The sequence below is a fragment of the Agreia pratensis genome (genome assembly GCF_900177685.1).
Classification (GTDB): domain Bacteria; phylum Actinomycetota; class Actinomycetes; order Actinomycetales; family Microbacteriaceae; genus Agreia; species Agreia pratensis.
In genome coordinates, this window is sequence record NZ_FXAY01000004.1 from 134,985 (window position 1) to 154,733 (window position 19,749).

The window sequence follows — 19,749 nt, forward strand, 5'->3', positions numbered from 1 at the left end:
CGGCGCCAGGGGCGCCTGTCGGTGGGCCCGCGTAAGCTTGCACGGTGATCCTCCAGGGCTTGACTCACGCGCTTTCGCGCGCCTCCACGTTCGACAACGCTCTCGCGTATGCTGCGCGCGATGTCGACTTCTCCCTGACCGAAGGCCTTCGTGCGCCGCTGCTCGCAGGTCTCCTCGAGCAGCGCGGGGCTAATGGTCTGCCGCAGGCGTTGCTCGTGGTCACGGCCACCGGGCGCGAGTCCGAGATGCTCAGAGGAACCCTGGCCTCGATGACTCCCGAGGCCGAGATCGTCGAGTTTCCCGCGTGGGAGACGCTGCCGCATGAGCGGCTCAGTCCTAGCGCCGAGATCGTCGGCAAACGAATAGACGCGCTGCGTCGTCTCTCGACCTGGAGCAGTGAGAAGCCTCTCGTCGTCGTCGCATCGGTGCGCGCCGCGCTGCAGCCTCTCGCCGACAACCTCGCCGATCTCGAACCCATCCATCTCGTCACGGGCGCACGCGGGCATGACCTCTCGAGGTTGTCGCTCGACCTGGTGAACCTGGCCTACTCACGCGTCGATATGGTCACCCGCCGGGGCGAGTACGCGGTGCGCGGCGGCATCCTCGATGTCTTCCCTCCCATCGCCGAGCACCCCTACCGCGTCGACTTCTTCGGCGACGAGGTCGAAAGCATCCGCGCCTTCTCCGTGGCCGACCAGCGGTCTCTCGACACTCCCGTCGAGTCGGTCGATCTTCCGCCCAGCCGTGAGCTCCTGCTCTCCGACGCCGTGCGCCAGCGTGCCAGAGAGATGCAGCACGAGTTTCCGAGCATTGCCGGTCTGCTCGCCAAGATCGCCGAGGGAATCCCGGTCGAGGGCATGGAATCGCTTGCGCCGGCCCTCCTCGACAGGCTGGTCACTGTCGCGCACTACCTGCCGAAGGGCTCGGCCATCGCCGTGCTCTCGCCCGAGAAGGTCGCCAGCCGTGCCGTGAGCCTCGCCGAAACGAACCGGGAGTTCCTTGCGGCAGCGTGGACGGCAGCGACGGCCGGGGCCGAAGCTCCGATCGACCTGACGAGCGGTGAGTTCATCACTCTCAATGAGTTGCGGGCCGCCGCCGGCGCCGACCGCGCCTGGTGGACGCTCTCGACGTTCCAATCTGCCCCGGGAGCCGCCGACGGACTGATCGAGGTTCTGCCGGAGCATCGTGACATCGAAGAGCACCTCACGGTGCGCATCGAAGCAGACCCGGTGCCCAGCTTCCAGGGCAACGTCGACGGCGCGATCGAGCATGTGCGGGGCCTCGTGGCCGACGGGTGGACGGTCGCGGTCGTCGCTCAGGGGGCAGGTCTCGTCGAGCGAGCTGCCGATGTGCTGGCCGAGAACGAGATCGCAGCCCGTGTCGTCGAGCTGTTCTCGGCAGATGCCGAGCCCGGCATCGCCTACCTCCTCAAGGCCACGGTCGACCACGGCTTCCAACTGCCGGAGATCAAGCTCGCGCTCATCGCCGAGTCCGAGTTCTACGGTCGAACCGTCGGCTACGACTCCCGTCAGGTCAAGAAGCTGGCGTCGCGTCGACGCAATGTCGTCGACCCGCTGCAGCTCAAGCAGGGCGATTACGTCGTGCACACCACCCACGGCATCGGCAAGTTCATCGAGCTGACTCAGCGTGAGGTCAAGTCGGGTGGCCGCAACCCCATCAAGACCACACGCGAATACCTCGTCATCGAGTACGCGCCGTCGAAGCGGGGATATCCCGGCGACAAGCTCTATGTGCCCACAGACCAGCTCGACCTGCTCTCGCGCTATGTAGGCGGCGAGGCCCCCGGGCTCTCGAAAATGGGCGGCAGCGACTGGTCTGCGGCAAAGGGCAAGGCTCGCAAGGCCGTGCGCGACATCGCGGTCGAACTCGTGAAGCTGTACTCGGCACGCATGGCGTCGAAGGGGCACGCATTCGGCCCTGATACCCCGTGGCAGCGCGAGCTCGAAGAGGCGTTCCCGTTCGCCGAGACTCCTGATCAGCTCACCGTCATCGACGAGGTGAAGGCCGACATGGAACGTCCCATTCCGATGGACAGGCTCCTGTCGGGCGACGTCGGGTTCGGAAAGACCGAGGTTGCCGTGCGGGCGGCATTCAAAGCTGTGCAAGATGGCAAGCAGGTCGCCGTTCTTGTTCCGACGACCCTTCTCGTGCGTCAGCACCTCGAGACGTTTCAAGAGCGCTTCGCCGGCTTCCCGGTGCATCTTCGCCCTCTGAGCCGATTCCAGACAGAGAAGGAATCGAAGGAGACGATCGCCGGCATGAAAGATGGCACGGTCGACGTGGTGATCGCGACGCACCGGTTGCTGTCAGAGAACATCGGCTTCAAAGACCTCGGTCTGATGATCATCGACGAGGAGCAGCGCTTCGGGGTGGAGCACAAAGATGCCCTGAAGAAGCTCAAGACGAACGTCGACATCCTGTCGATGAGCGCCACGCCCATTCCGCGCACGCTCGAGATGGCGGTCACCGGCATCCGCGAGATGTCGACGCTCGCCACTCCACCCGAAGACCGGCATCCGATCCTCACCTTCGTCGGTCCGTACTCCGACAAGCAGGTCGGAGCGGCGATCAGGCGCGAGCTGCTGCGCGAAGGCCAGGTGTTCTTCGTGCACAATCGTGTCTCGAGCATCAACAAGGTCGCGGCCCAGCTGGCAGAGCTCGTTCCCGAGGCGCGCATCGGTGTTGCCCACGGCCAGCTCGGCGAGCACCAGCTCGAACAGGTGATCGTCGATTTCTGGGAGCGCAAGTTCGACGTGTTGGTGTCTACCACGATCATCGAGACCGGACTCGACATCGCCAACGCCAACACCCTCATCGTCGACCGTGCCGACAAGTACGGCCTCAGCCAGCTGCATCAGCTGCGCGGGCGCGTGGGCCGCGGGCGCGAGCGTGCCTACGCCTATCTGCTCTACGACGAGCACAAGCCGCTCACCGATCTCGCGAACGACCGACTCACCACTCTGGCGGCCAACAACGAGCTCGGCTCGGGCATCCAGGTCGCCCTCAAAGACCTCGAGATCAGAGGTGCCGGAAACCTTCTCGGCGGAGAGCAATCGGGCCATATCGCGGGCGTCGGCTTCGACCTCTACCTGCGCATGATCGGCGAGGCCGTATCGACGTTCCGCGGAGACGTCGCAGAGGGCCAGACCGAACTGCGACTCGAACTCCCGGTCGATGCGCACATCCCCGACGACTACGTCGACAGCGAGCGGTTGCGCCTCGAGGCCTATCAGAAGCTGTCGACGGCGAGTTCTCCCACGTCGAACGATGAGCAGATCGACCTCGTCATCGAGGAACTCACCGACCGTTATGGGCAACCGCCCGAACAGGTCGCCAATCTCGTGGCCGTGTCGCGGCTGCGTCGCCAGGCTCAGAAGTCCGGGCTCGGCGAGGTCGTCACCATGGGCTCGAATCTGCGTCTCGCGCCCGCCGACCTTCCCGACTCCATTCAGGTGCGCATGCGCCGCATGTACCCCGACGCCAAATACTTCGCACAGGCGGGGGCCGTCTCCATTCCACTGCCCGTCGTCGACGGAGCAGTCCTCGAAGACGCTGCCCTCATCGAGTGGACGAAGAGCGTGCTCACCGCGCTCTTCCCTGCACCGGCGGCGGCAGAGAGCGAGAAGCAGTCATGACCTACCCCAAACTCGACGAGCTCGTGCGCACCGTAGCCCGGCTGCGCGGCCCGGGCGGCTGCGCGTGGGATGCGGAGCAGACGCACGAGTCACTCGTGCAGTACCTCGTCGAAGAGAGCTACGAGCTGATCGAAGCGCTCGAGGCCGGGACCCGTGACGACATCATCGAAGAGCTGGGAGATGTTCTCTACCAGGTGCTGTTCCACGCCGATCTGGCCGCGCACACTCCCGGCGAGGAGTTCGACATCGAGGTCGTCGCCGAGCGCATGACGGCCAAGATGATCGGCCGGCATCCGCATGTCTTCGGCGACCCCGTCGCCCACACGGCCGACGATGTCGTCGCCGTCTGGGACGAGCTGAAGGCCGTGGAGAAGCCGGGGCGTACCAGCGTGCTCGACGGCATCCCGCAGGGTATGCCTGCGCTGGCTCTGGCCGACAAGGTCATCGGCCGGGCCCAGAAGATCGGCGTGCTCGACAAGGATGCGATCGCGGCAATACCGATGCAGACCGAAGACGAGCTCGGCGGGCTGCTCCTGGCGATCGTCGCGTCGGCCAAGGCTCAGGGTCTCGACGCGGAGCGCGCCCTCAGATCGACCCTGCGCGATCTGCAGGGCGAGATCCGCCACGCAGAGATACCCGCCGGTGGTCAATAGAATCGAACAATGGCTTCTGCAGTAACCCCTCCCCGTGGCATGCGCGACTTCCTCCCCGGCGAGAAGGCCAAGAGGGAGCATGCGCTTGGTGTGATCCGACGCAGCTACTCGGCGCACGGTTTCGACGAGATCGAGACGCCGGTGATGGAAGACATCCAACGTCTCCACTCCGGGCTCGGCGGAGACAACGAGAAGCTGTCGTTCAGCGTGCTGAAACGAGGCATCGATCAGGCGCAGCTCGAATCCGCAGCCTCGACCGACGACGCGCAGACACTCGCCGATCTCGGCTTGCGCTTCGACCTGACCGTGCCTCTCGCCCGGTTCTACGCGACTCACCGAGCCGAGCTTCCGGGGGTCTTCCGCAGCATCCAGATCGCACCGGTCTGGCGCGCGGAGCGCCCACAGAAGGGTCGCTACCGCCAGTTCATGCAGTGCGACATCGACATCATCGGTGATGCGTCGTCGCTTGCGGAGATCGAGCTGATCTCGGCCACACTCGCGACGCTCGACGCTCTGGGACTCCAGGGCTGCACGGTGCGCATCAACGACCGACGCCTGCTCATCGGCATGCTCGAGCTCTTCGGCTTCCCGGCTGATCAGCACGAATTCGTCCTCATCGTCATCGACAAGATCGACAAGATCGGCACCGCCGGCGTCGTCGCCGAACTGCGCACCAAGACTCCTCAGCTGGCCGAGGCGACCGATGCGCTCGAGGCGTTCTTCGACAGCCCGAACGTTGGAACGGCGCAGGCGTTCGGGCGCGATTCCATCGCGCGAGCGCTGCCCGACGGCATCGACCCCGATGCGATCGCCCAGCTCTCGTCTATCGGCGACGCGCTGGATGCCGGCCGCATTCGCTTCGATCCGTTCCTGGTTCGGGGCATGGGCTACTACACGGGCACCATCTTCGAGATCGCCCACCCCGACTTCGCCTTCTCTCTCGGCGGCGGCGGTCGGTACGACGGCATGATCGGACGGTTCCTCGGAACAGACGTTCCCGCGGTCGGGTTCTCCATCGGCTTCGAGCGCATCGTCGACCTGGTCGATCTGCCAGACGAGCAGGCGCCCGACTCTGTCGTCGTGCTGCACGATGCCGCAGCATCTGCGGTGCTGTTGCAGTCGTTGAAGACCCAGCTGATCGCATCCGGATCACGGGTGCGGCTCGAGCGTAAAGCCAAGAATGCCAAACTTCAGCTCGAGCGACTCAGCGCTGCGGGCTTCGCGCGTGTGGCGTCGGTGCAGCCCGGCGTGCAGGGCGCCGCAGACCTGACCTTCCGGCCCCTGGGGCACTAGAGCATAGCCGGGCTATACAATGAATCAAGTGAACAGCGAACTCAGCACCATTCTCGGCGACCTCGTATCGGTCACCCACCGTCTCACCCGCCTCGCTGCGCAGGCCACCGGCGATTCCACGTCACCTGCCACGTGGCGCACGCTCAGCGTGCTCACCTCTTTCGGCCCCATGAGGCTCGGCGAACTCGCCAAGCACAGTCGGGTCAGTCAGCCCACCATGACCAAGATCGTCGCGAACCTCAACGAGCTCGAGTGGATCAAGCGCATCGCAGACAGCACTGATGCGCGCGCATGGCAGATCGCCGTCGCGCCCAAGGGCCAGCGCGCGCTGGCCGACTGGCGCGATCGGCTCGGCTCCACGTTGGAGCCCCTCTTCGACGAACTCGATCCCGACGACGTCGCCGTGCTCCAGCGCACGGTCGACCTTCTCGAGTGCAGCATCGCGGTGCGCAGCGAGGTCGTCGCCGCCTGATCTTCATCCAGACGAAAAGCAACGGCCCTCGGAGAAATCCGGGGGTCGTTGTGGGTTGTCAACTAGTTTGCTATGGTTGACGCAAGTCAACTTTCTCCTCATCGACGAGCGGTGAGGAGTTTTCTTTTTGGGGAGCACTCTTTGTCCACTCTTTCCACCGCCGAATCCCAACCCGGCGCCACCGTGCCGGCTCGGTCGGCAATGACCCCGCGACAGACGCTGCAGGCCCTCTCGGGCCTTCTGTTGGGCATGTTCGTCGCTCTTCTGGCTTCGACGGTCGTGTCGAGTTCGTTGCCGAAGATCATCGGCGATCTCAAGGGCAATCAGGCCGCCTTCACCTGGGTGGTCACCGCGACGCTTCTCGCCACGACAGTGTCGACGCCGATCTGGGGCAAACTCGCCGACCTCACGAACCGCAAGCTGCTCATTCAGATCTCCCTCGTCATCTTCACGCTCGGATCGATCCTTGCGGGCTTCTCGCAAGACACGGGAACGCTGATCCTCTTCCGCGTACTTCAGGGGCTGGGCGCTGGCGGCTTGACCGCCCTCGTTCAGGTTGTGATGGCCGACATCATCAGCCCCCGGGAGCGCGGAAAGTACATGGGGCTCCTCGGTGCGGTCATGGCCGTCGCGACTGTCGGGGGACCGCTTGTGGGCGGCATCGTCACGGATTCGATCGGATGGCGCTGGAACTTCTACATCGCTGTTCCCTTCGCGGTGGCCGCGATCATCGTGCTGCAGCTCACTCTTAAGCTGCCGAAGGTGCGCAAGAAGGTGACCATCGACTACCTGGGCGCCGTGCTGATCGCCGCCGGTGTCTCCCTGCTGCTCATCTGGGTCACGCTCGCGGGCAACAACTTCGAGTGGAACTCGTGGCAGACCTACCTCATGGTCGGCGGCAGCGTCGTGCTGCTCGGTGCCGCCGTGTGGGTCGAGCTCACCGTGAAGGAGCCCATCATTCCAATGACGCTCTTCAAGAACCGCACGTTCACTCTCGCTGTCGTCGCCAGCATCTCCGTGGGCGTCGCCATGTTCGGCACCAGTGTCTTTCTCGGCCAGTACATGCAGTTGGCCCGTGGCGCCACCCCGACCGAGTCCGGGCTCCTGACGATCCCCATGATCGGAGGCGTGCTCGTCTCCTCGACCGTCATCGGACAGCTGATCAGCCGCACTGGTACCTGGAAGCGCTACATGGTCGTCGGATCGATCCTTCTCACCATCGGTGTCTCGCTGATGTCGACCCTGCGCTACGACACGAGTTACGTTCTCGTCGCCGTCTTCATGTTCATCATGGGTTCCGGCGTGGGAATGGTCATGCAGAACCTCGTGCTCGTCGTGCAGAACTCCGTAGACCCGCGCCAGCTCGGCGTGGCGAGCGCCTCGGTCGCGTTCTTCCGCAGCCTGGGCGGCACGATCGGCGTCTCTGTCATGGGTGCGGTCCTCGGCACCCAGGTCGCTCAATTCGTGAAGGATGGCCTGACGGGCCTCGGTGCGGCCGGCGCGCAGGCGGCGCAGGGCCTGAGCGGGGGAGCGATTCCAGATGTCAGCTCCCTTCCGGCTCCCGTTCGAGTGATCGTCGAGTCGGCATACGGCCACGCGATCGGAGACGTCTTCATGCTGGCCATTCCGCTGGCCATCGTCACCGTGATCGCCATCGCGTTCCTGCCGGCCAAGCCGCTGGGAACCAAGACGGCTCTCGAGCAGATGTCGGATACCCCCGCTGACACGATCGTCGCTGTGAGCGCCGACGAGGTCGCCGCGACGCCTCGCACAGGCTCGATGCCCGCCGTGAACGCCCGGTAACCTAATGCCTGTGACAGAACCTACAAACGTCGAGCAGGAGCTGCTGCTCGGCATCGAGGCCGGTATCGCCCAGCTTTTCCGCTCCGGAAAGTCGGCGCTGCGGGACTACTCGAACGGCTTCCACCCCGAGCTGCAGCCCACCGGTTTCAATATTCTGCGCATGATCTTCACGTGTGCCCCTGCTCAGGCGAGCACGATCATCCAACAGACCGGGCTCGACAAGAGCGCCGTGAGCAGGCAGATCAAGGTGCTGCGCGACCTCGGTCTCGTCGACACCGAGCCCGATCCGCGCGACGGCCGCTCGAGCTTTCTGGTTCCGACGCCGTTGGCTGAAGAACGCATGGAAGTCCTGCGTCAGCGGGTGAAGAGCGACTATCGCGACAGGCTAGGGGAGTGGAGCGCTGATGAACTGTCGACGTTCTCTGCGCTCCTCGAGCGTTTCAACGCGAGTGACCCGCGCGCCTAACTCAGCCACGCGCATCCGGCGGTCGTTAGACTTGCGAGCGGACAGCGGAAGGCGCTCTCCATGCAAACCACCTTGCTCTGATAGAGGAGAAACACCAGTGGCATTGATCGAAGCTGTAGGCGCTCGCGAGATTCTTGATTCACGGGGAAACCCGACCGTCGAGGTAGAGGTGCTGCTCGAAGACGGCATCGTCTCGCGCGCGGCCGTTCCCTCGGGAGCCTCCACCGGTGCATTCGAAGCGTATGAACTGCGCGACGGAGACAAGAGCCGCTACCTGGGCAAGGGCGTGCAGAAGGCTGTCGCCGCCGTCATCGACGAGCTCGGCCCGGCCATCGAGGGTCTCGACGCCACCGACCAGCGCCTCATCGACGCAGAACTGATCAAGGTCGACGGCACCGAGAACAAGAAGCGCGTCGGCGCCAACGCGATCCTCGGCGTCTCGCTCGCCGTGGCCAAAGCCGCTGCAGACTCGGCTGACCTTCCCCTGTTCCGCTACGTCGGCGGCCCGAATGCGCACACCCTGCCCGTTCCGCTGCTCAACATCATCAACGGTGGATCGCACGCCGACAATGACATCGACGTGCAGGAGTTCATGATCGTCCCGCTCGGCGCGGAGTCGTTCTCCGAAGCGCTGCGCTGGGGCGTCGAGACCTACCACTCGCTCAAGTCGCTGCTTCACTCGAAGGGCCTCTCGACCGGCCTCGGTGACGAGGGCGGCTTCGCCCCCAACCTGTCTAGCAATCGCGAGGCGCTCGACCTCATTGCGCAGGCTATTCAGAACGCCGGCTTCACGCTCGGCAGCGACATCGCGCTCGCCACCGACGTTGCCGCGAGCGAGTTCTACAAAGACGGCTCGTACCACTTCGAGGGCAAGCAGCTCTCGGCACTCGAGCTCACGGCGTACTTCGCGGACCTGGCCGCGAACTACCCGCTCGTGTCGATCGAGGACCCGCTGCAGGAAGACGACTGGGAGGGCTACCAGCACTTCACCGCCGAACTCGGCTCTAAGCTGCAGATCGTCGGAGACGACCTGTTCGTCACCAACCCGGCACGCCTCCAGAAGGGCCTCGACCTCGGCGCTGGCAACTCGATTCTGGTGAAGGTCAACCAGATCGGCACGCTGACGGAGACGCTCGACGCCGTGAGCCTGGCACAGCGCCACGGCTACACCGCGATTCTGTCGCACCGCTCGGGCGAGACCGAAGACACCACCATCGCCGACCTCGCGGTCGCGACGGACTCCGGCCAGATCAAGACCGGAGCGCCTGCCCGCAGCGAGCGCGTCGCTAAGTACAATCAGCTTCTGAGGATCGAAGAAGAGCTGGGTGACGCTGCGTTCTACGCGGGTCGCACGGCCTTCCCCCGCTTCAAGGGCTAAGACCAACACCGAACGAAAGGCGCTCGATGCGCAAGCCGACACTGGGCGTGCCCCTCGGGGCCGCTTCGTCGGATGACGCGCCGAAGCCTCGGAATGCGCGTGCCCCCCGGGGTGCGCGCATTCCGCGTTCTCGCGGCGCGTCATCTCAGAGGTACAGCTTCCGGGTCTCCGGGCTGACCTTCGTGATCCTCGGTGTGCTGGTGGTCTTCGTGGTCGTCCTCGCGCCAGGATTGCGGCTCTACATCGAGCAGCGGCAGCAGCTCGCTTCACTGCAGCAGGCCGTGATCGACAAGCAGACAGAGAACACCCAGCTCGATTCACAGGTCGCTCGGTGGAGCGACCCGGCCTACATCAAGGCGCAAGCCAGAGACAGGCTGTACTTCGTGATGCCCGGCGAGACCAGCTTTCTGGTGATCGATGACCAGGCGCCCACGGCGCCGGCCGACAACGCCCCCGTGACCACCGGCATCCAGAACACCAAGGTCGACTGGCTCGGCGCCATCTTCTCCTCCGGAGTCAATGCCGGCCTCAGTACCCAGACGCCCGAAGAACTTCAGAAATCCGGAACCATCCAGTGACGACACCCCCGTTCGACCCGCCCTCCGAGAAAGACGTCGCGACCGTCTCAGCACAGCTCGGACGCCCGGCGCGCAACGTCATCGGCATCGCCGCGCGCTGCGTCTGCGGTGCGCCGACCGTGGTCGCGACCAAGCCCAGACTCGAAGACGGAACCCCGTTTCCGACTCTGTACTACCTGAGTCACCCCGCCGCCACGGCCGCCATGTCGGCTCTCGAGGCGACCCAGGTGATGGCCGAGTTCCAGGAGCTGCTGCCGAACGACGACTCTCTGCGCCAGCAGTATGAGTCGGCGCATAAGACCTACATTTCCGACCGGGAGGGTATCGAGGTCGTCCCCGAACTCGCGGGGGTCTCGGCCGGCGGCATGCCCGTGCGGGTGAAGTGTCTTCATGCCCTCGCTGGGCACGCACTCGCAGCCGGCCCCGGGGTGAATCCCATCGGCGATCTCGCGCTCGAGCGCGGGCGTTGGTCGCCTTTCGTGTGCGAGTGCATCGACTACGAGGCCACCGCGTGACCGGGCGCCGTCGCACTCCGCGCCTTCGGGTCGTGGCGGTCTCGGCGGCGCTCGCCACGGGCATCCTCGTTGCCGCACCCGTCGGGCCGGTGCAGACGGCGCAGGCCGACACGGTGCGCAATGCCGAATACTGGCTGGCCGACTATGGTGTGCAGGCAGCGTGGAACACCACCCGCGGTGCCGGTGTGACCGTCGCGGTGATCGACACGGGGGTCGACGGATCCGTGGCCGACCTCGCGGGCGTGGTCTCCGGGGGAACAGACGTCTCCGGTGTGGGCTCGCCCAACGGCCAGACGCCGGTCGGCGACGAGAACCAGCACGGCACGATGGTGGGCTCGCTTATCGCCGGCCGCGGCACCGGACCGAACGACGGCGTCATCGGAGTCGCCCCGGAAGCGTCGCTTCTCTCGATAAGCGTGGCCCTGGGCGCCGGTGTCGTCGGAACCGACGACCAGATCGCCAACGCGGTGCGCTGGGCGGTCGACAACGGCGCCGATGTCATCAACATGTCGCTCACCCGCAACAGCCTCGACTGGCCGACGAGCTGGGACGACGCGTTTCTCTACGCAGCCGAACACGATGTGGTGGTGGTGGCCGCTGCGGGCAACCGCGGAAGCGGCACGACTGAGGTCGGGGCGCCCGCCACGATTCCCGGAGTACTGACCGTCGCAGGCGTCGACCGCAACGGCGATGCCAGCTTCGACGCGTCGAGCCAGGGCATCACGATCGCCGTCGCAGCGCCCAGCGAACAGTTGGTCGGAGTAGTTCCCGGTGGCGGCTATGTGAGGTGGGCGGGAACGAGCGGAGCCACGCCGATCGTGTCTGGACTCGTCGCGCTCGTTCGCGCGGCGCATCCCGACCTCGACGTGGCCGGCGTGATCAATCGCATCGTGAGCACTGCAACTCCCAAGGGCGAGCCTGTTCCCGGGCCCATCTACGGCCACGGACTCATCAACGCCGAGGCCGCGGTCACGGCAGACGTTCCCTCGGTCACCGCGAATCCGATGGGATCGCTCAAAGACTGGGTCGCCACATACAGGCCGTCGCCGGATGCCTCGGGTGCGGGCCCGAAGCCGATCGCGGCCCCCGAGAACGGCGACCCGGCGAAGACGGCGCAACCAAAAGCATCCTGGTGGCCGAGCGTTGCTAAACTGACCATGAACGGAATTCCCATCGCAGTGATCTCCGTGTTCCTGATGCTCTTCGCGATGATCGTCACAGCAGCAGTGGTGCATGTTCGGCGCGTGCGGCGCAGGGAGTAGATTAACTACAACACCTTCCCCCTAGGAGAGCTTTCACTGTGCCCAGAATCTTGATCGTCGGCGGCGGCTACGCCGGTTTCTACACCGCATGGAAACTCGAAAAGTGGCTCCGGCCCGGCGAAGCAGAGGTCACCGTCGTCGACCCGCTTCCCTACATGACCTACCAGCCCTTCCTCCCTGAGGTTGCCGCAGGCTCCATCGAGCCCCGTCACGCGATCGTGCCGCTGCGCCGTCACCTCAAGAAGACCGCCATCGTCGCAGCGAAGGTCACCGGAATCGACCACGCGTCGAAGACCGCGACCATCACGCCCAACATCGGCGAGCCGTACGAGTTCGCCTACGACCAGATCGTCGTCACCGCCGGCTCTGTGTCGCGCACGTTCCCGATCCCGGGTGTTGCCGACGAGGCCATCGGCCTCAAGACCATCGAAGAGGCCGTCGCGATCCGCGACCGCATCCTCACCAACATGGACAAGGCGGCCCGCCTGCCCATCGGTCCCGAGCGCGACCGACTGCTGACGGTCGTCGTCGTCGGTGGCGGTTTCGCAGGTATCGAGATCTTCGCCGAGCTGCGCTCGTTCGTGAGCGGCCTTCTGAAGCAGTACCCCGAGATCAAGTTCGAAGACACGCACTTCCACCTCATCGAGGCCATGGGGCGCATCATGCCCGAGGTCTCGCTGCCCACCAGCCTCTGGGTCATCAAGAACCTGGCCGAGCGCGGCGCCCAGATTCACCTCGACACGCAGCTCAAGTCGGCTGTCGGGGGAGTCATCGAACTCTCGACGGGTGAGAGCTTCGAGTCGGACACCATCATCTGGACCGCCGGCGTCATGGCGAGCCCGATGCTGAAGGGCACCGACCTTCCCATCGAAGAGCGCGGACGCCTTCAGGTCCGCCCCGACCTCCGCGTCGGCACCGCCGACGAGATCGTCGCCGACGCCTGGGGTGCCGGTGACGTTTCAGCGGTTCCCGACCTCTCGGGTGGTGGTGTCGGCGGCTTCTGCGTGCCCAACGCCCAGCACGCCGTTCGTCAGGGTCGCCTGATGGCCAAGAACATCGTCGCCGCTCTGCGTGGCGAGGCGCTCGTCGAGTACAACCACAAGAACGCCGGAGCCGTCGCAGGCCTCGGCATCGGAGTGGGCGCATTCCAGTCGGGCAAGATCGCCATCAAGGGCCTCCCCGCCTGGTTCATGCACCGCGGTTACCACGGTCTCGCCATGCCCACGTGGGAGCGCAAGATCCGCGTCATCGGCAACTGGGTCTTCAACTTCGTTCTCGGTCGCGACATCGCTTCGCTCGAGGCCCGGGTCACCCCGCGTGCGGCGTTCGAGGCATTCGCGTCGCGCCCGCGCCCGGCCGCTGAGGCGCCTGCTGAGCCGGCAGCTGCTGCAAAGAAGCCGGCGGCCAAGCGTGCACCGGCCAAGAAGACCGCTGAGAAGAGCCTGCCCTCGCCCGAGGGTGCTCCGATCGTGGTCGGCGGCGGAGACCCGGTCGACACCAAGTAGTCGTCTTACCTCGAAGCGCCCCTTCCTTCACAGGGAGAGGGCGCTTCGTGCGTTAACGAGACGTCTTGTCGGGGTCGTTCATCGATTCCGCATGCATGGTCTTGCCTCGGGCGATCACCTCGTCGTTGTCGGTGAGAATTCCGACCGTCTCGGTGAGCCGGCCCGCGATGCCCTTGGCGGCATCCGCCGGAGGCTTCTCGTCTTCGGCGTCGGGAATGTCGTCTGCCGACAGATCGTAGGTGCGCAGCGTGTCGTCGTCTGTTCCGGGATGTTCGGCGAACGCCACGCAGAGACGCGCGACCTCCTCGGCGTGCGCGTGCATGACCGAGTGTGCGGAATCCGGCATCTCCCAGCTGCGCGAGTGGGGAAGGAGGCGACCGACGCGCGTGACCCAGTCTCGGGGCGCAACCGCGTCGTGCTCTCCGCGAATCACCAGGGTGTTGGCCCGAACCAGAGGAAGCCGGGTTTCGAGGGGAAAGCTCATCATGCGCGGCAGCACGCGAAAGAACCATCGGAAACCGCAGAGCAGATATGAGCTGACCGCCAGGAACTTGACCCGCCCCGGTTCGTGCCAGGCGGATTGCAGAAAGCGCACGGCCTGCACAGCGATGCGCCGTTCGGACGCGTTGACCACGGGGCCGATCAGCACCAGGGTCGTGATCTCGGGACGACGCGAAGCCAGGTCGCTCACGATCTGGGTGCCCATGGAGTGGCCGACGACGATCGGATCGACGAGCCCGAACTCATCGATGACCCGGCCCACGAGATCGGCATAACCTCGGATGCTCAGGGCCGAACGCGGATGCGGAACGCCCGCGAATCCCGGCAGATCGAGCGCGTGTACGGGGCCGAATCGATTGAGGTTCGGTGCCAGACGCTCGAAGTAGTTGCTCGACACCCCGATGCCCGGAACGAGGACGAACGGTCGATCGCCGATCTTGCCGATCGTGCTGACGCGCACATAGAGATCGCCGTCGTAGACCCGGTCGACGGTGACCTCGGTCGAGGAATTCGTCTGGGGTTCAGAACGGCGCGACGCACTCATTTTTAGAGGCTACTAAGGACTGATCGATAGAGTGCTGGAAGTGTGTGCAAGGGAGAAACGATGATCACAGGGCAGGAGCGGGAGTTCCGGCGGCGACTCGACGCGGAGTTTCCCCGGCTCGAGTCGTTGTTCACCCGCATCTACGGTGACTCACCTGCGGTAGCCGAGCATCTCGAATCCCTCGTTCGTGAGCTGACAGAGTCGTGGCAGGCGCGACCGGCCGATCTGCGACTGCTCGACGAGAAGCGCGAGGCCGAGCCTGATTGGTTCTTGTCGAATCGCTCGCTCGGCGGCGTCTGCTACGTCGATCTGTATGCCGGCGATTTCTCGGGAATCCGCGATCGCATCCCGTACTTCGTGGAGCTCGGTCTCACCTACCTGCACCTGATGCCGCTGTTCCTCGCGCCGAGCGAGAACTCCGACGGGGGCTACGCGGTGTCGAGCTATCGCCAGGTGAATCCGTCGCTCGGAACGATGCAGCAGCTCACCGAACTCGCAGCCGAGCTTCGCTCGCACGGAATCTCGCTGGTGATCGACTTCATTTTCAATCACACCTCGAACGAGCACGAGTGGGCGCAGAAGGCCCTCGCCCGAGACCCTGAGTTCGAGAACTTCTACTGGATCTTTCCCGATCGCGAGATGCCCGACGCCTACGAAGAGACCGTGCGCGAGATCTTTCCCGACGACCACCCCGGGTCGTTTGTGCAACTCGACGACGGGCGCTGGGTCTGGGCGACCTTCCATTCGTTCCAGTGGGATCTGAACTATTCGAATCCCGCGGTCTTCCGGGCCATGGCGGGGGAGCTGCTCTTTCTGGCCAACGCGGGCGTCGACGTGGTGCGCATGGATGCCGTGGCTTTCATCTGGAAGAGGCTCGGCACCACAAGCGAGAATCTGCCCGAGGCGCATCTGCTGCTGCAGGCCTTCAATGCGGTCTGCCGCATCGCGGCGCCGTCATTGCTGTTCAAGTCGGAGGCGATTGTGCACCCCGACGAGGTCGCTCAGTACATCTCGCCTGACGAGTGCCAGCTGAGCTACAACCCGCTGCAGATGGCGTTGATCTGGAACTCTCTGGCGACCCGAGAGGTGGGTCTGCTGTCGCAGGCCCTCGAGCGCCGTCACGCCATCGCGCCGGGCACCGCGTGGGTCAACTACGTGCGCAGTCACGACGACATCGGCTGGACCTTCGCCGACGAGGATGCCCGTGAGTTGGGCATCGACGGTTTCGACCACCGCCGTTTTCTCAATGCGTTCTACGTCAACCGTTTTGCCGGCAGCTTTTCGCGCGGCGTCGCTTTTCAGGAGAACCCGAAGACCGGAGATGCGCGTGTGTCGGGCACGACAGCATCCCTCGCCGGCCTGGAAGCGGGCGACCCCGAGGCCGTCTATCGCATCGTGCTGGCGCACTCGATCATTCTGAGCACGGGGGGAATCCCGCTCCTCTACCTCGGAGACGAAGTGGGGCAGACGAATGACTACGGTCAGCTCGACGTTCCCGGCCAGGCAGACGACAGCCGTTGGGTCGGGCGGCCGCGCTACCCGGCCTCGCGCTACGCCTCACGGTTGGATGCGACGACGGATGCCGGGGGCATCTACCTGAGGCTGCGTCACCTGATCGCCGTGCGGCAGGCAACATCGGAGTTCGCCGGGGGAGACCTCGTTCCCTTCGGCACGAACAACCCTCATGTACTGGGCTATCAGCGCTTGGGCACGCACTACGGAGTGCCGTCGACGGTCGTGGTGCTCGCGAACTTCGCGGACACTCCGCAGACAGTGACACAAGAGACGCTGGCAGGCTTGCCGCCGACAGCCGACGACCTGGTCACGGCCAGCACGGTCGACCTGTGGACCGATCTGGTGCTGGAGCCGCACCAGTTCCTCTGGCTGCGCATCTGACACTAGCGCCGCCTGCGCCGGTCGAGTAGCTCGCGCGAGGAACAACCCCTGCGCCGGTCGAGTAGCTCGCGCGAGGAACAACCCCTGCGCCGGTCGAGTAGCGAGGAACGAGCGTATCGAGACCACAACACCTGAAGCTTCGGTAGTCTCGATGATGCCTGGGCCCCCATAGCCCAATCGGCAGAGGCAGACGACTTAAAATCGTTTCAGTCAGGGTTCGAGTCCCTGTGGGGGTACGAGTCTTAGCTGTGATTATTGGGAGCTCGACATGAACGTCACGCTGGTAGATGAACGAGATATAGATATCGAACTCCCCTTGCCGACCTTTCGGGTCGCAGTTTGGGAGACGGAATTCAGCGTGGGCAGCTATAACGTTGTGGGCGCGTCGATACGGGACGTACTCGCGTATGCCGATCAGCAGGGAAAAGACGCCTTCAAGGTCGAGGTGTTTGCTCTCATGACGACGCCCGCCGGGCAACGAGTTCGCATTCTTCTCGACGCCTCGGATGCGCCTGCGGAGTAATTCGAAGCGACGCCCCGTTTATGCGGCCACGGCACTGGAAAGAGCACCCGACAAGAGACAGACTGAACGGTATGTGCGGGCGATTCGCGATGGACAAGGAGACCGACGATCTCATTCAAGAGTTCGTCGCGCAGGGCGGAGACTTTCGAGACTGGGCGCCGTCGTGGAACATCGCGCCTACAGACACCATCCCGGTCTTGCTCGACTCCGCGAAAGATGACGGCGGTGATGTGCGGCGTCTCGAGCCTGCCCGGTGGTCGCTGGTGCCGTCGTACTCGAAAGAGGTGAAGCTGAAATACCCGACGTTCAACGCCCGGGCTGAAGGGCTTGCGTCGAAGGCGACGTGGCGTGGTCCACTGAAGTCACACCGGGCGATCATTCCCGCAACCGGATACTACGAGTGGAAGACCGAGAGGACTCGGAAGACCCCGCACTTCATCCACTTGCCCGGCGAGATGATCGGCATGGCCGGCCTGTATTCGTGGTGGCCTGACCACTCGAAGAACGAAGACGATGACGACTTCTGGACACTCACCGCGACAATCCTCACGTCAGATGCCGTCGACCAGCTGATCGGCATTCATGACCGGAATCCTGTACCGCTACCACGTGACCTATGGGACTGGTGGCTTGATCCCACTATCGCCGGTGATCAGGCGATGGTCGACGCCGCCGTGAAGGCTGCCCTCCCCGTCGCCTCCGAGCTCGAAGCCTATGAAGTGGGGCCAGTGCGGGGCGACGGTCCTGAGCTGATCATGCCTGTGTAAGAGCCAGCCCCCACTTTGTGGGCTATCAGACGCAACACGACTACGACATGCTGTTCGTGCGGCACCCGTTACGGCTGCCGAACAGCGTCATTCCTCGATCCATAAGGACCTCAGTGCAGCGTCGCACTTTTCTTTCGCTGATCGCCGCAAGCGGTGCGATCGTGGGTCTCGACGCGTGCACGGCCGCGGTGCCGCGAAGCGCGCCTGTCGGAGTACTGGCCCCATCGGCACCCGCCTCGAAAGCGGCGGCGCCGGTGCAGACAGTACCGCCGATATCTTCTCCCATGCACAGGCTGCCGGTGATCGAGAAGGTTCCGATTCCGGCCGGCGTGATGACGGGTCTGCCGGGCAACCAGAACCTGCTGGCCTGGACAGTCGATGACGGTTCCAACAGCGAGGTGATTCGGTTGTACGCCGAGTTCGCCAAGAGCACGGGCACCCGGTTGACCTTCTTCCTGAACGGTTCTTATTCGGGCTGGACCGACAACGCGGATCTTCTCAGGCCTCTGGTGCAGTCCGGTCAGATCCAGCTCGGCAATCACACCTGGTCGCATGCCGATCTCACTTCACTCTCCGACGCGGCAGCCATCGCGGAACTGCAGCGAAACCACGATTTCATCGTCGGGACCTACGGCGTCGATCCGCGGCCGTACTACCGACCGCCTTACGGGTTCCGCTCTGCTCGAACCGACCAGCTCGCGGCGTCGATCGGGTACACCACGCCTGTGCTCTGGTACGGCACGCTCTCGGATTCAGGACTGATCACGGAGCAGCAGGTCACAGACTTCGCCGCGCAGTGGTTTTTGCCCGAGCACATCGTCATCGGGCATCTCAACTTCTTGCCGGTGACGAACGTGTTCCCGGCTCTCAGCGACCTCATCGCGGCTCGCGGGTTGGCGACCGTCACCCTCGACGATGTGTTCGCTCGCTAAGAGACGCTCGAGTCCATCCGGAGGTTCCCGATCTCCTCGCGAGTGGGGGGATTGGCGCCGGGGCGTGAGACCGTGATGGCGGCGCACCGCACGGCGTATTCGCCAATGCTCTTGAGCAGTGCCGCATCGAATGCCTGGCCGTTTCGCAGTGCGTCTGAATCGACACCTTCGTCGAGCAGCTCGGCGATGTAGTCGATCAGAGCACTCATGAACGAATCGCCCGCGCCGATGGTGTCTGCAACTGCGACGGCGACACCGGGAGCTGTCACCCGCAGCGAGCGGGTGGCCAGAAGCGCGCCAGCGCTGCCCAGCGTCACAGTCACGAGGCCGACGCCGAAACCCAGGATGCGCTCGATCGCGGCCTCGAGATCGAGTTCTGGATACAGCCACTCGGCGTCTTCGTCGCTGAGCTTCACAACGGCAGCGAGTGCCGCGATCCGCTCGAACCGAGCGAGTGCCGCTCCGTGATCGGTCACGATGCTCGGCCGCATGTTCGGGTCGAAGAAGACGAGCGGCCGGTGCTCGGAATCGACGAGTTGTGTCAGCAGGGAGACGACAGTGCTGCCGCCAGGCTCGAGAAATGCTCCGATCGATCCGACGTGCACGAGTTGCGACCCGGCGAGAATCGGGTCGTCGATATTGAGGCCGCATGGGAGCGACCAGTGAAGGTCGAAGACGTACTCCGCGGATCCATCGGGCTTGAGATACGCGGTCGCCGTCGAACTGGGCTCGTCGCGAACGGAGCCGAAGGCGAGCGTCACACCGGCGTCGTGAAGGTGCTCGGCGATCGAGGTGCCACGGGCGTCGTTGCCGATGTGCGTCACGAGAGCGACGGGCCTGTTCAGACGTGCAAGGCCGAGCGCGATGTTCATCGGCGATCCGCCGGGATGCTCCGTGTTGGGTGCTCCGTCGGAGCCCACGATCACGTCGACGAGGGATTCACCGATTGCGGTGACTGCGGTGAGCGGGTTCGACACGGAAAGCCTTTCAGGACAGGGAAATGGC

General features: G+C 64.7%; 17 protein-coding genes and 1 tRNA gene. 16 read left to right on the forward strand and 2 right to left on the reverse strand.

Annotated elements, in window-relative coordinates; all coding sequences use genetic code 11:
- Positions 1–44: 44 nt before the first annotated feature.
- The 11 genes from mfd (at position 45) to B9Y86_RS12815 (ending at position 13,581) form a co-directional block, all read left to right on the forward strand.
- A complete protein-coding gene (gene mfd / locus B9Y86_RS12765; protein ID WP_085486635.1) occupies positions 45–3,656 on the forward strand; it encodes a transcription-repair coupling factor in 3,612 nt (1,203 codons plus the stop codon).
- Positions 3,653–4,309 (forward strand): nucleoside triphosphate pyrophosphohydrolase, encoded by a 657-nt coding sequence (locus B9Y86_RS12770; RefSeq protein WP_085486939.1) that lies wholly within the window; start codon positions 3,653–3,655, stop codon positions 4,307–4,309. The genes mfd and B9Y86_RS12770 overlap by 4 nt, the downstream gene beginning before the upstream one ends.
- Positions 4,310–4,318: 9 nt before the next feature.
- On the forward strand, positions 4,319–5,602 hold the full coding sequence (gene hisS / locus B9Y86_RS12775; protein ID WP_085486637.1) for a histidine--tRNA ligase: 1,284 nt from the start codon (positions 4,319–4,321) through the stop codon (positions 5,600–5,602).
- A gap of 19 nt (positions 5,603–5,621) precedes the next feature.
- The gene (locus tag B9Y86_RS12780) at positions 5,622–6,074 is read left to right on the forward strand and encodes a MarR family winged helix-turn-helix transcriptional regulator (protein WP_085486639.1); all 453 of its coding nucleotides are present in this window, start codon (positions 5,622–5,624) and stop codon (positions 6,072–6,074) included.
- A 201-nt stretch (positions 6,075–6,275) separates the two neighbouring features.
- On the forward strand, positions 6,276–7,877 hold the full coding sequence (locus B9Y86_RS12785; protein ID WP_085486641.1) for an MDR family MFS transporter: 1,602 nt from the start codon (positions 6,276–6,278) through the stop codon (positions 7,875–7,877).
- 10 nt (positions 7,878–7,887) lie between these two features.
- Positions 7,888–8,343 (forward strand): MarR family winged helix-turn-helix transcriptional regulator, encoded by a 456-nt coding sequence (locus tag B9Y86_RS12790; protein WP_176223354.1) that lies wholly within the window; start codon positions 7,888–7,890, stop codon positions 8,341–8,343.
- A 97-nt stretch (positions 8,344–8,440) separates the two neighbouring features.
- Positions 8,441–9,721, forward strand: a complete 1,281-nt coding sequence (gene eno, locus B9Y86_RS12795; protein WP_085486645.1) for a phosphopyruvate hydratase — start codon at positions 8,441–8,443, stop codon at positions 9,719–9,721.
- Between the two features lie 26 nt (positions 9,722–9,747).
- Positions 9,748–10,299 (forward strand): FtsB family cell division protein, encoded by a 552-nt coding sequence (locus tag B9Y86_RS12800; protein ID WP_085486647.1) that lies wholly within the window; start codon positions 9,748–9,750, stop codon positions 10,297–10,299.
- Positions 10,296–10,814, forward strand: a complete 519-nt coding sequence (locus B9Y86_RS12805) for a DUF501 domain-containing protein (protein ID WP_085486649.1) — start codon at positions 10,296–10,298, stop codon at positions 10,812–10,814. Before B9Y86_RS12800 ends, B9Y86_RS12805 begins: the two co-directional genes overlap by 4 nt.
- A complete protein-coding gene (locus tag B9Y86_RS12810; RefSeq protein WP_085486651.1) occupies positions 10,811–12,076 on the forward strand; it encodes a S8 family peptidase in 1,266 nt (421 codons plus the stop codon). The genes B9Y86_RS12805 and B9Y86_RS12810 overlap by 4 nt, the downstream gene beginning before the upstream one ends.
- Positions 12,077–12,114: 38 nt before the next feature.
- Positions 12,115–13,581, forward strand: coding sequence for an NAD(P)/FAD-dependent oxidoreductase (locus tag B9Y86_RS12815; RefSeq protein WP_085486653.1), 1,467 nt, complete (start codon positions 12,115–12,117; stop codon positions 13,579–13,581).
- Positions 13,582–13,633: 52 nt separating this feature from the next.
- On the opposite strand, the gene B9Y86_RS12820 is transcribed toward B9Y86_RS12815, so the two are convergent.
- Positions 13,634–14,626 carry an alpha/beta fold hydrolase gene (locus B9Y86_RS12820; protein ID WP_085486655.1) on the reverse strand — a complete coding sequence of 331 codons (993 nt, stop codon included), beginning with the start codon at positions 14,624–14,626 and terminating at the stop codon, positions 13,634–13,636.
- Positions 14,627–14,686: 60 nt separating this feature from the next.
- Here B9Y86_RS12820 and B9Y86_RS12825 point away from each other — a divergent pair, with 60 nt between their 5' ends.
- The 5 genes from B9Y86_RS12825 (at position 14,687) to B9Y86_RS12845 (ending at position 18,744) form a co-directional block, all read left to right on the forward strand.
- Positions 14,687–16,522: an alpha-amylase family protein gene (locus B9Y86_RS12825; RefSeq protein WP_085486657.1), complete on the forward strand. Its 1,836-nt coding sequence runs from the start codon at positions 14,687–14,689 to the stop codon at positions 16,520–16,522.
- A gap of 162 nt (positions 16,523–16,684) precedes the next feature.
- Positions 16,685–16,758: transfer RNA gene (locus B9Y86_RS12830), tRNA-Leu, on the forward strand.
- A gap of 32 nt (positions 16,759–16,790) precedes the next feature.
- Entirely contained in the window at positions 16,791–17,045 is a 255-nt protein-coding gene (locus B9Y86_RS12835) for a hypothetical protein (RefSeq protein ID WP_085486659.1), read from the forward strand.
- Between the two features lie 71 nt (positions 17,046–17,116).
- Positions 17,117–17,812 carry an SOS response-associated peptidase gene (locus tag B9Y86_RS12840; protein ID WP_085486662.1) on the forward strand — a complete coding sequence of 232 codons (696 nt, stop codon included), beginning with the start codon at positions 17,117–17,119 and terminating at the stop codon, positions 17,810–17,812.
- 113 nt (positions 17,813–17,925) lie between these two features.
- Positions 17,926–18,744, forward strand: coding sequence for a polysaccharide deacetylase family protein (locus B9Y86_RS12845; protein WP_085486664.1), 819 nt, complete (start codon positions 17,926–17,928; stop codon positions 18,742–18,744).
- Here B9Y86_RS12845 and B9Y86_RS12850 read toward each other — a convergent pair.
- Positions 18,741–19,721 (reverse strand): carbohydrate kinase family protein, encoded by a 981-nt coding sequence (locus B9Y86_RS12850; RefSeq protein WP_244894752.1) that lies wholly within the window; start codon positions 19,719–19,721, stop codon positions 18,741–18,743. The two genes, B9Y86_RS12845 and B9Y86_RS12850, sit on opposite strands and share 4 nt — an antisense overlap.
- Positions 19,722–19,749: the final 28 nt, after the last annotated feature.

What these genes read in the sequence shown, in the direction of transcription:
- B9Y86_RS12820 (WP_085486655.1), bottom strand. Translation starts at nt 14,626, where the DNA reads ATGAGTGCGTCGCGCCGTTCTGAACCCCAGACGAATTCCTCGACCGAG.
- B9Y86_RS12835 (WP_085486659.1), top strand. Translation starts at nt 16,791, where the DNA reads ATGAACGTCACGCTGGTAGATGAACGAGATATAGATATCGAACTCCCC.
- B9Y86_RS12785 (WP_085486641.1), top strand. Translation starts at nt 6,276, where the DNA reads ATGACCCCGCGACAGACGCTGCAGGCCCTCTCGGGCCTTCTGTTGGGC.
- B9Y86_RS12780 (WP_085486639.1), top strand. Translation starts at nt 5,622, where the DNA reads ATGAATCAAGTGAACAGCGAACTCAGCACCATTCTCGGCGACCTCGTA.
- hisS (WP_085486637.1), top strand. Translation starts at nt 4,319, where the DNA reads ATGGCTTCTGCAGTAACCCCTCCCCGTGGCATGCGCGACTTCCTCCCC.
- B9Y86_RS12825 (WP_085486657.1), top strand. Translation starts at nt 14,687, where the DNA reads ATGATCACAGGGCAGGAGCGGGAGTTCCGGCGGCGACTCGACGCGGAG.
- B9Y86_RS12840 (WP_085486662.1), top strand. Translation starts at nt 17,117, where the DNA reads ATGTGCGGGCGATTCGCGATGGACAAGGAGACCGACGATCTCATTCAA.
- B9Y86_RS12770 (WP_085486939.1), top strand. Translation starts at nt 3,653, where the DNA reads ATGACCTACCCCAAACTCGACGAGCTCGTGCGCACCGTAGCCCGGCTG.
- B9Y86_RS12800 (WP_085486647.1), top strand. Translation starts at nt 9,748, where the DNA reads ATGCGCAAGCCGACACTGGGCGTGCCCCTCGGGGCCGCTTCGTCGGAT.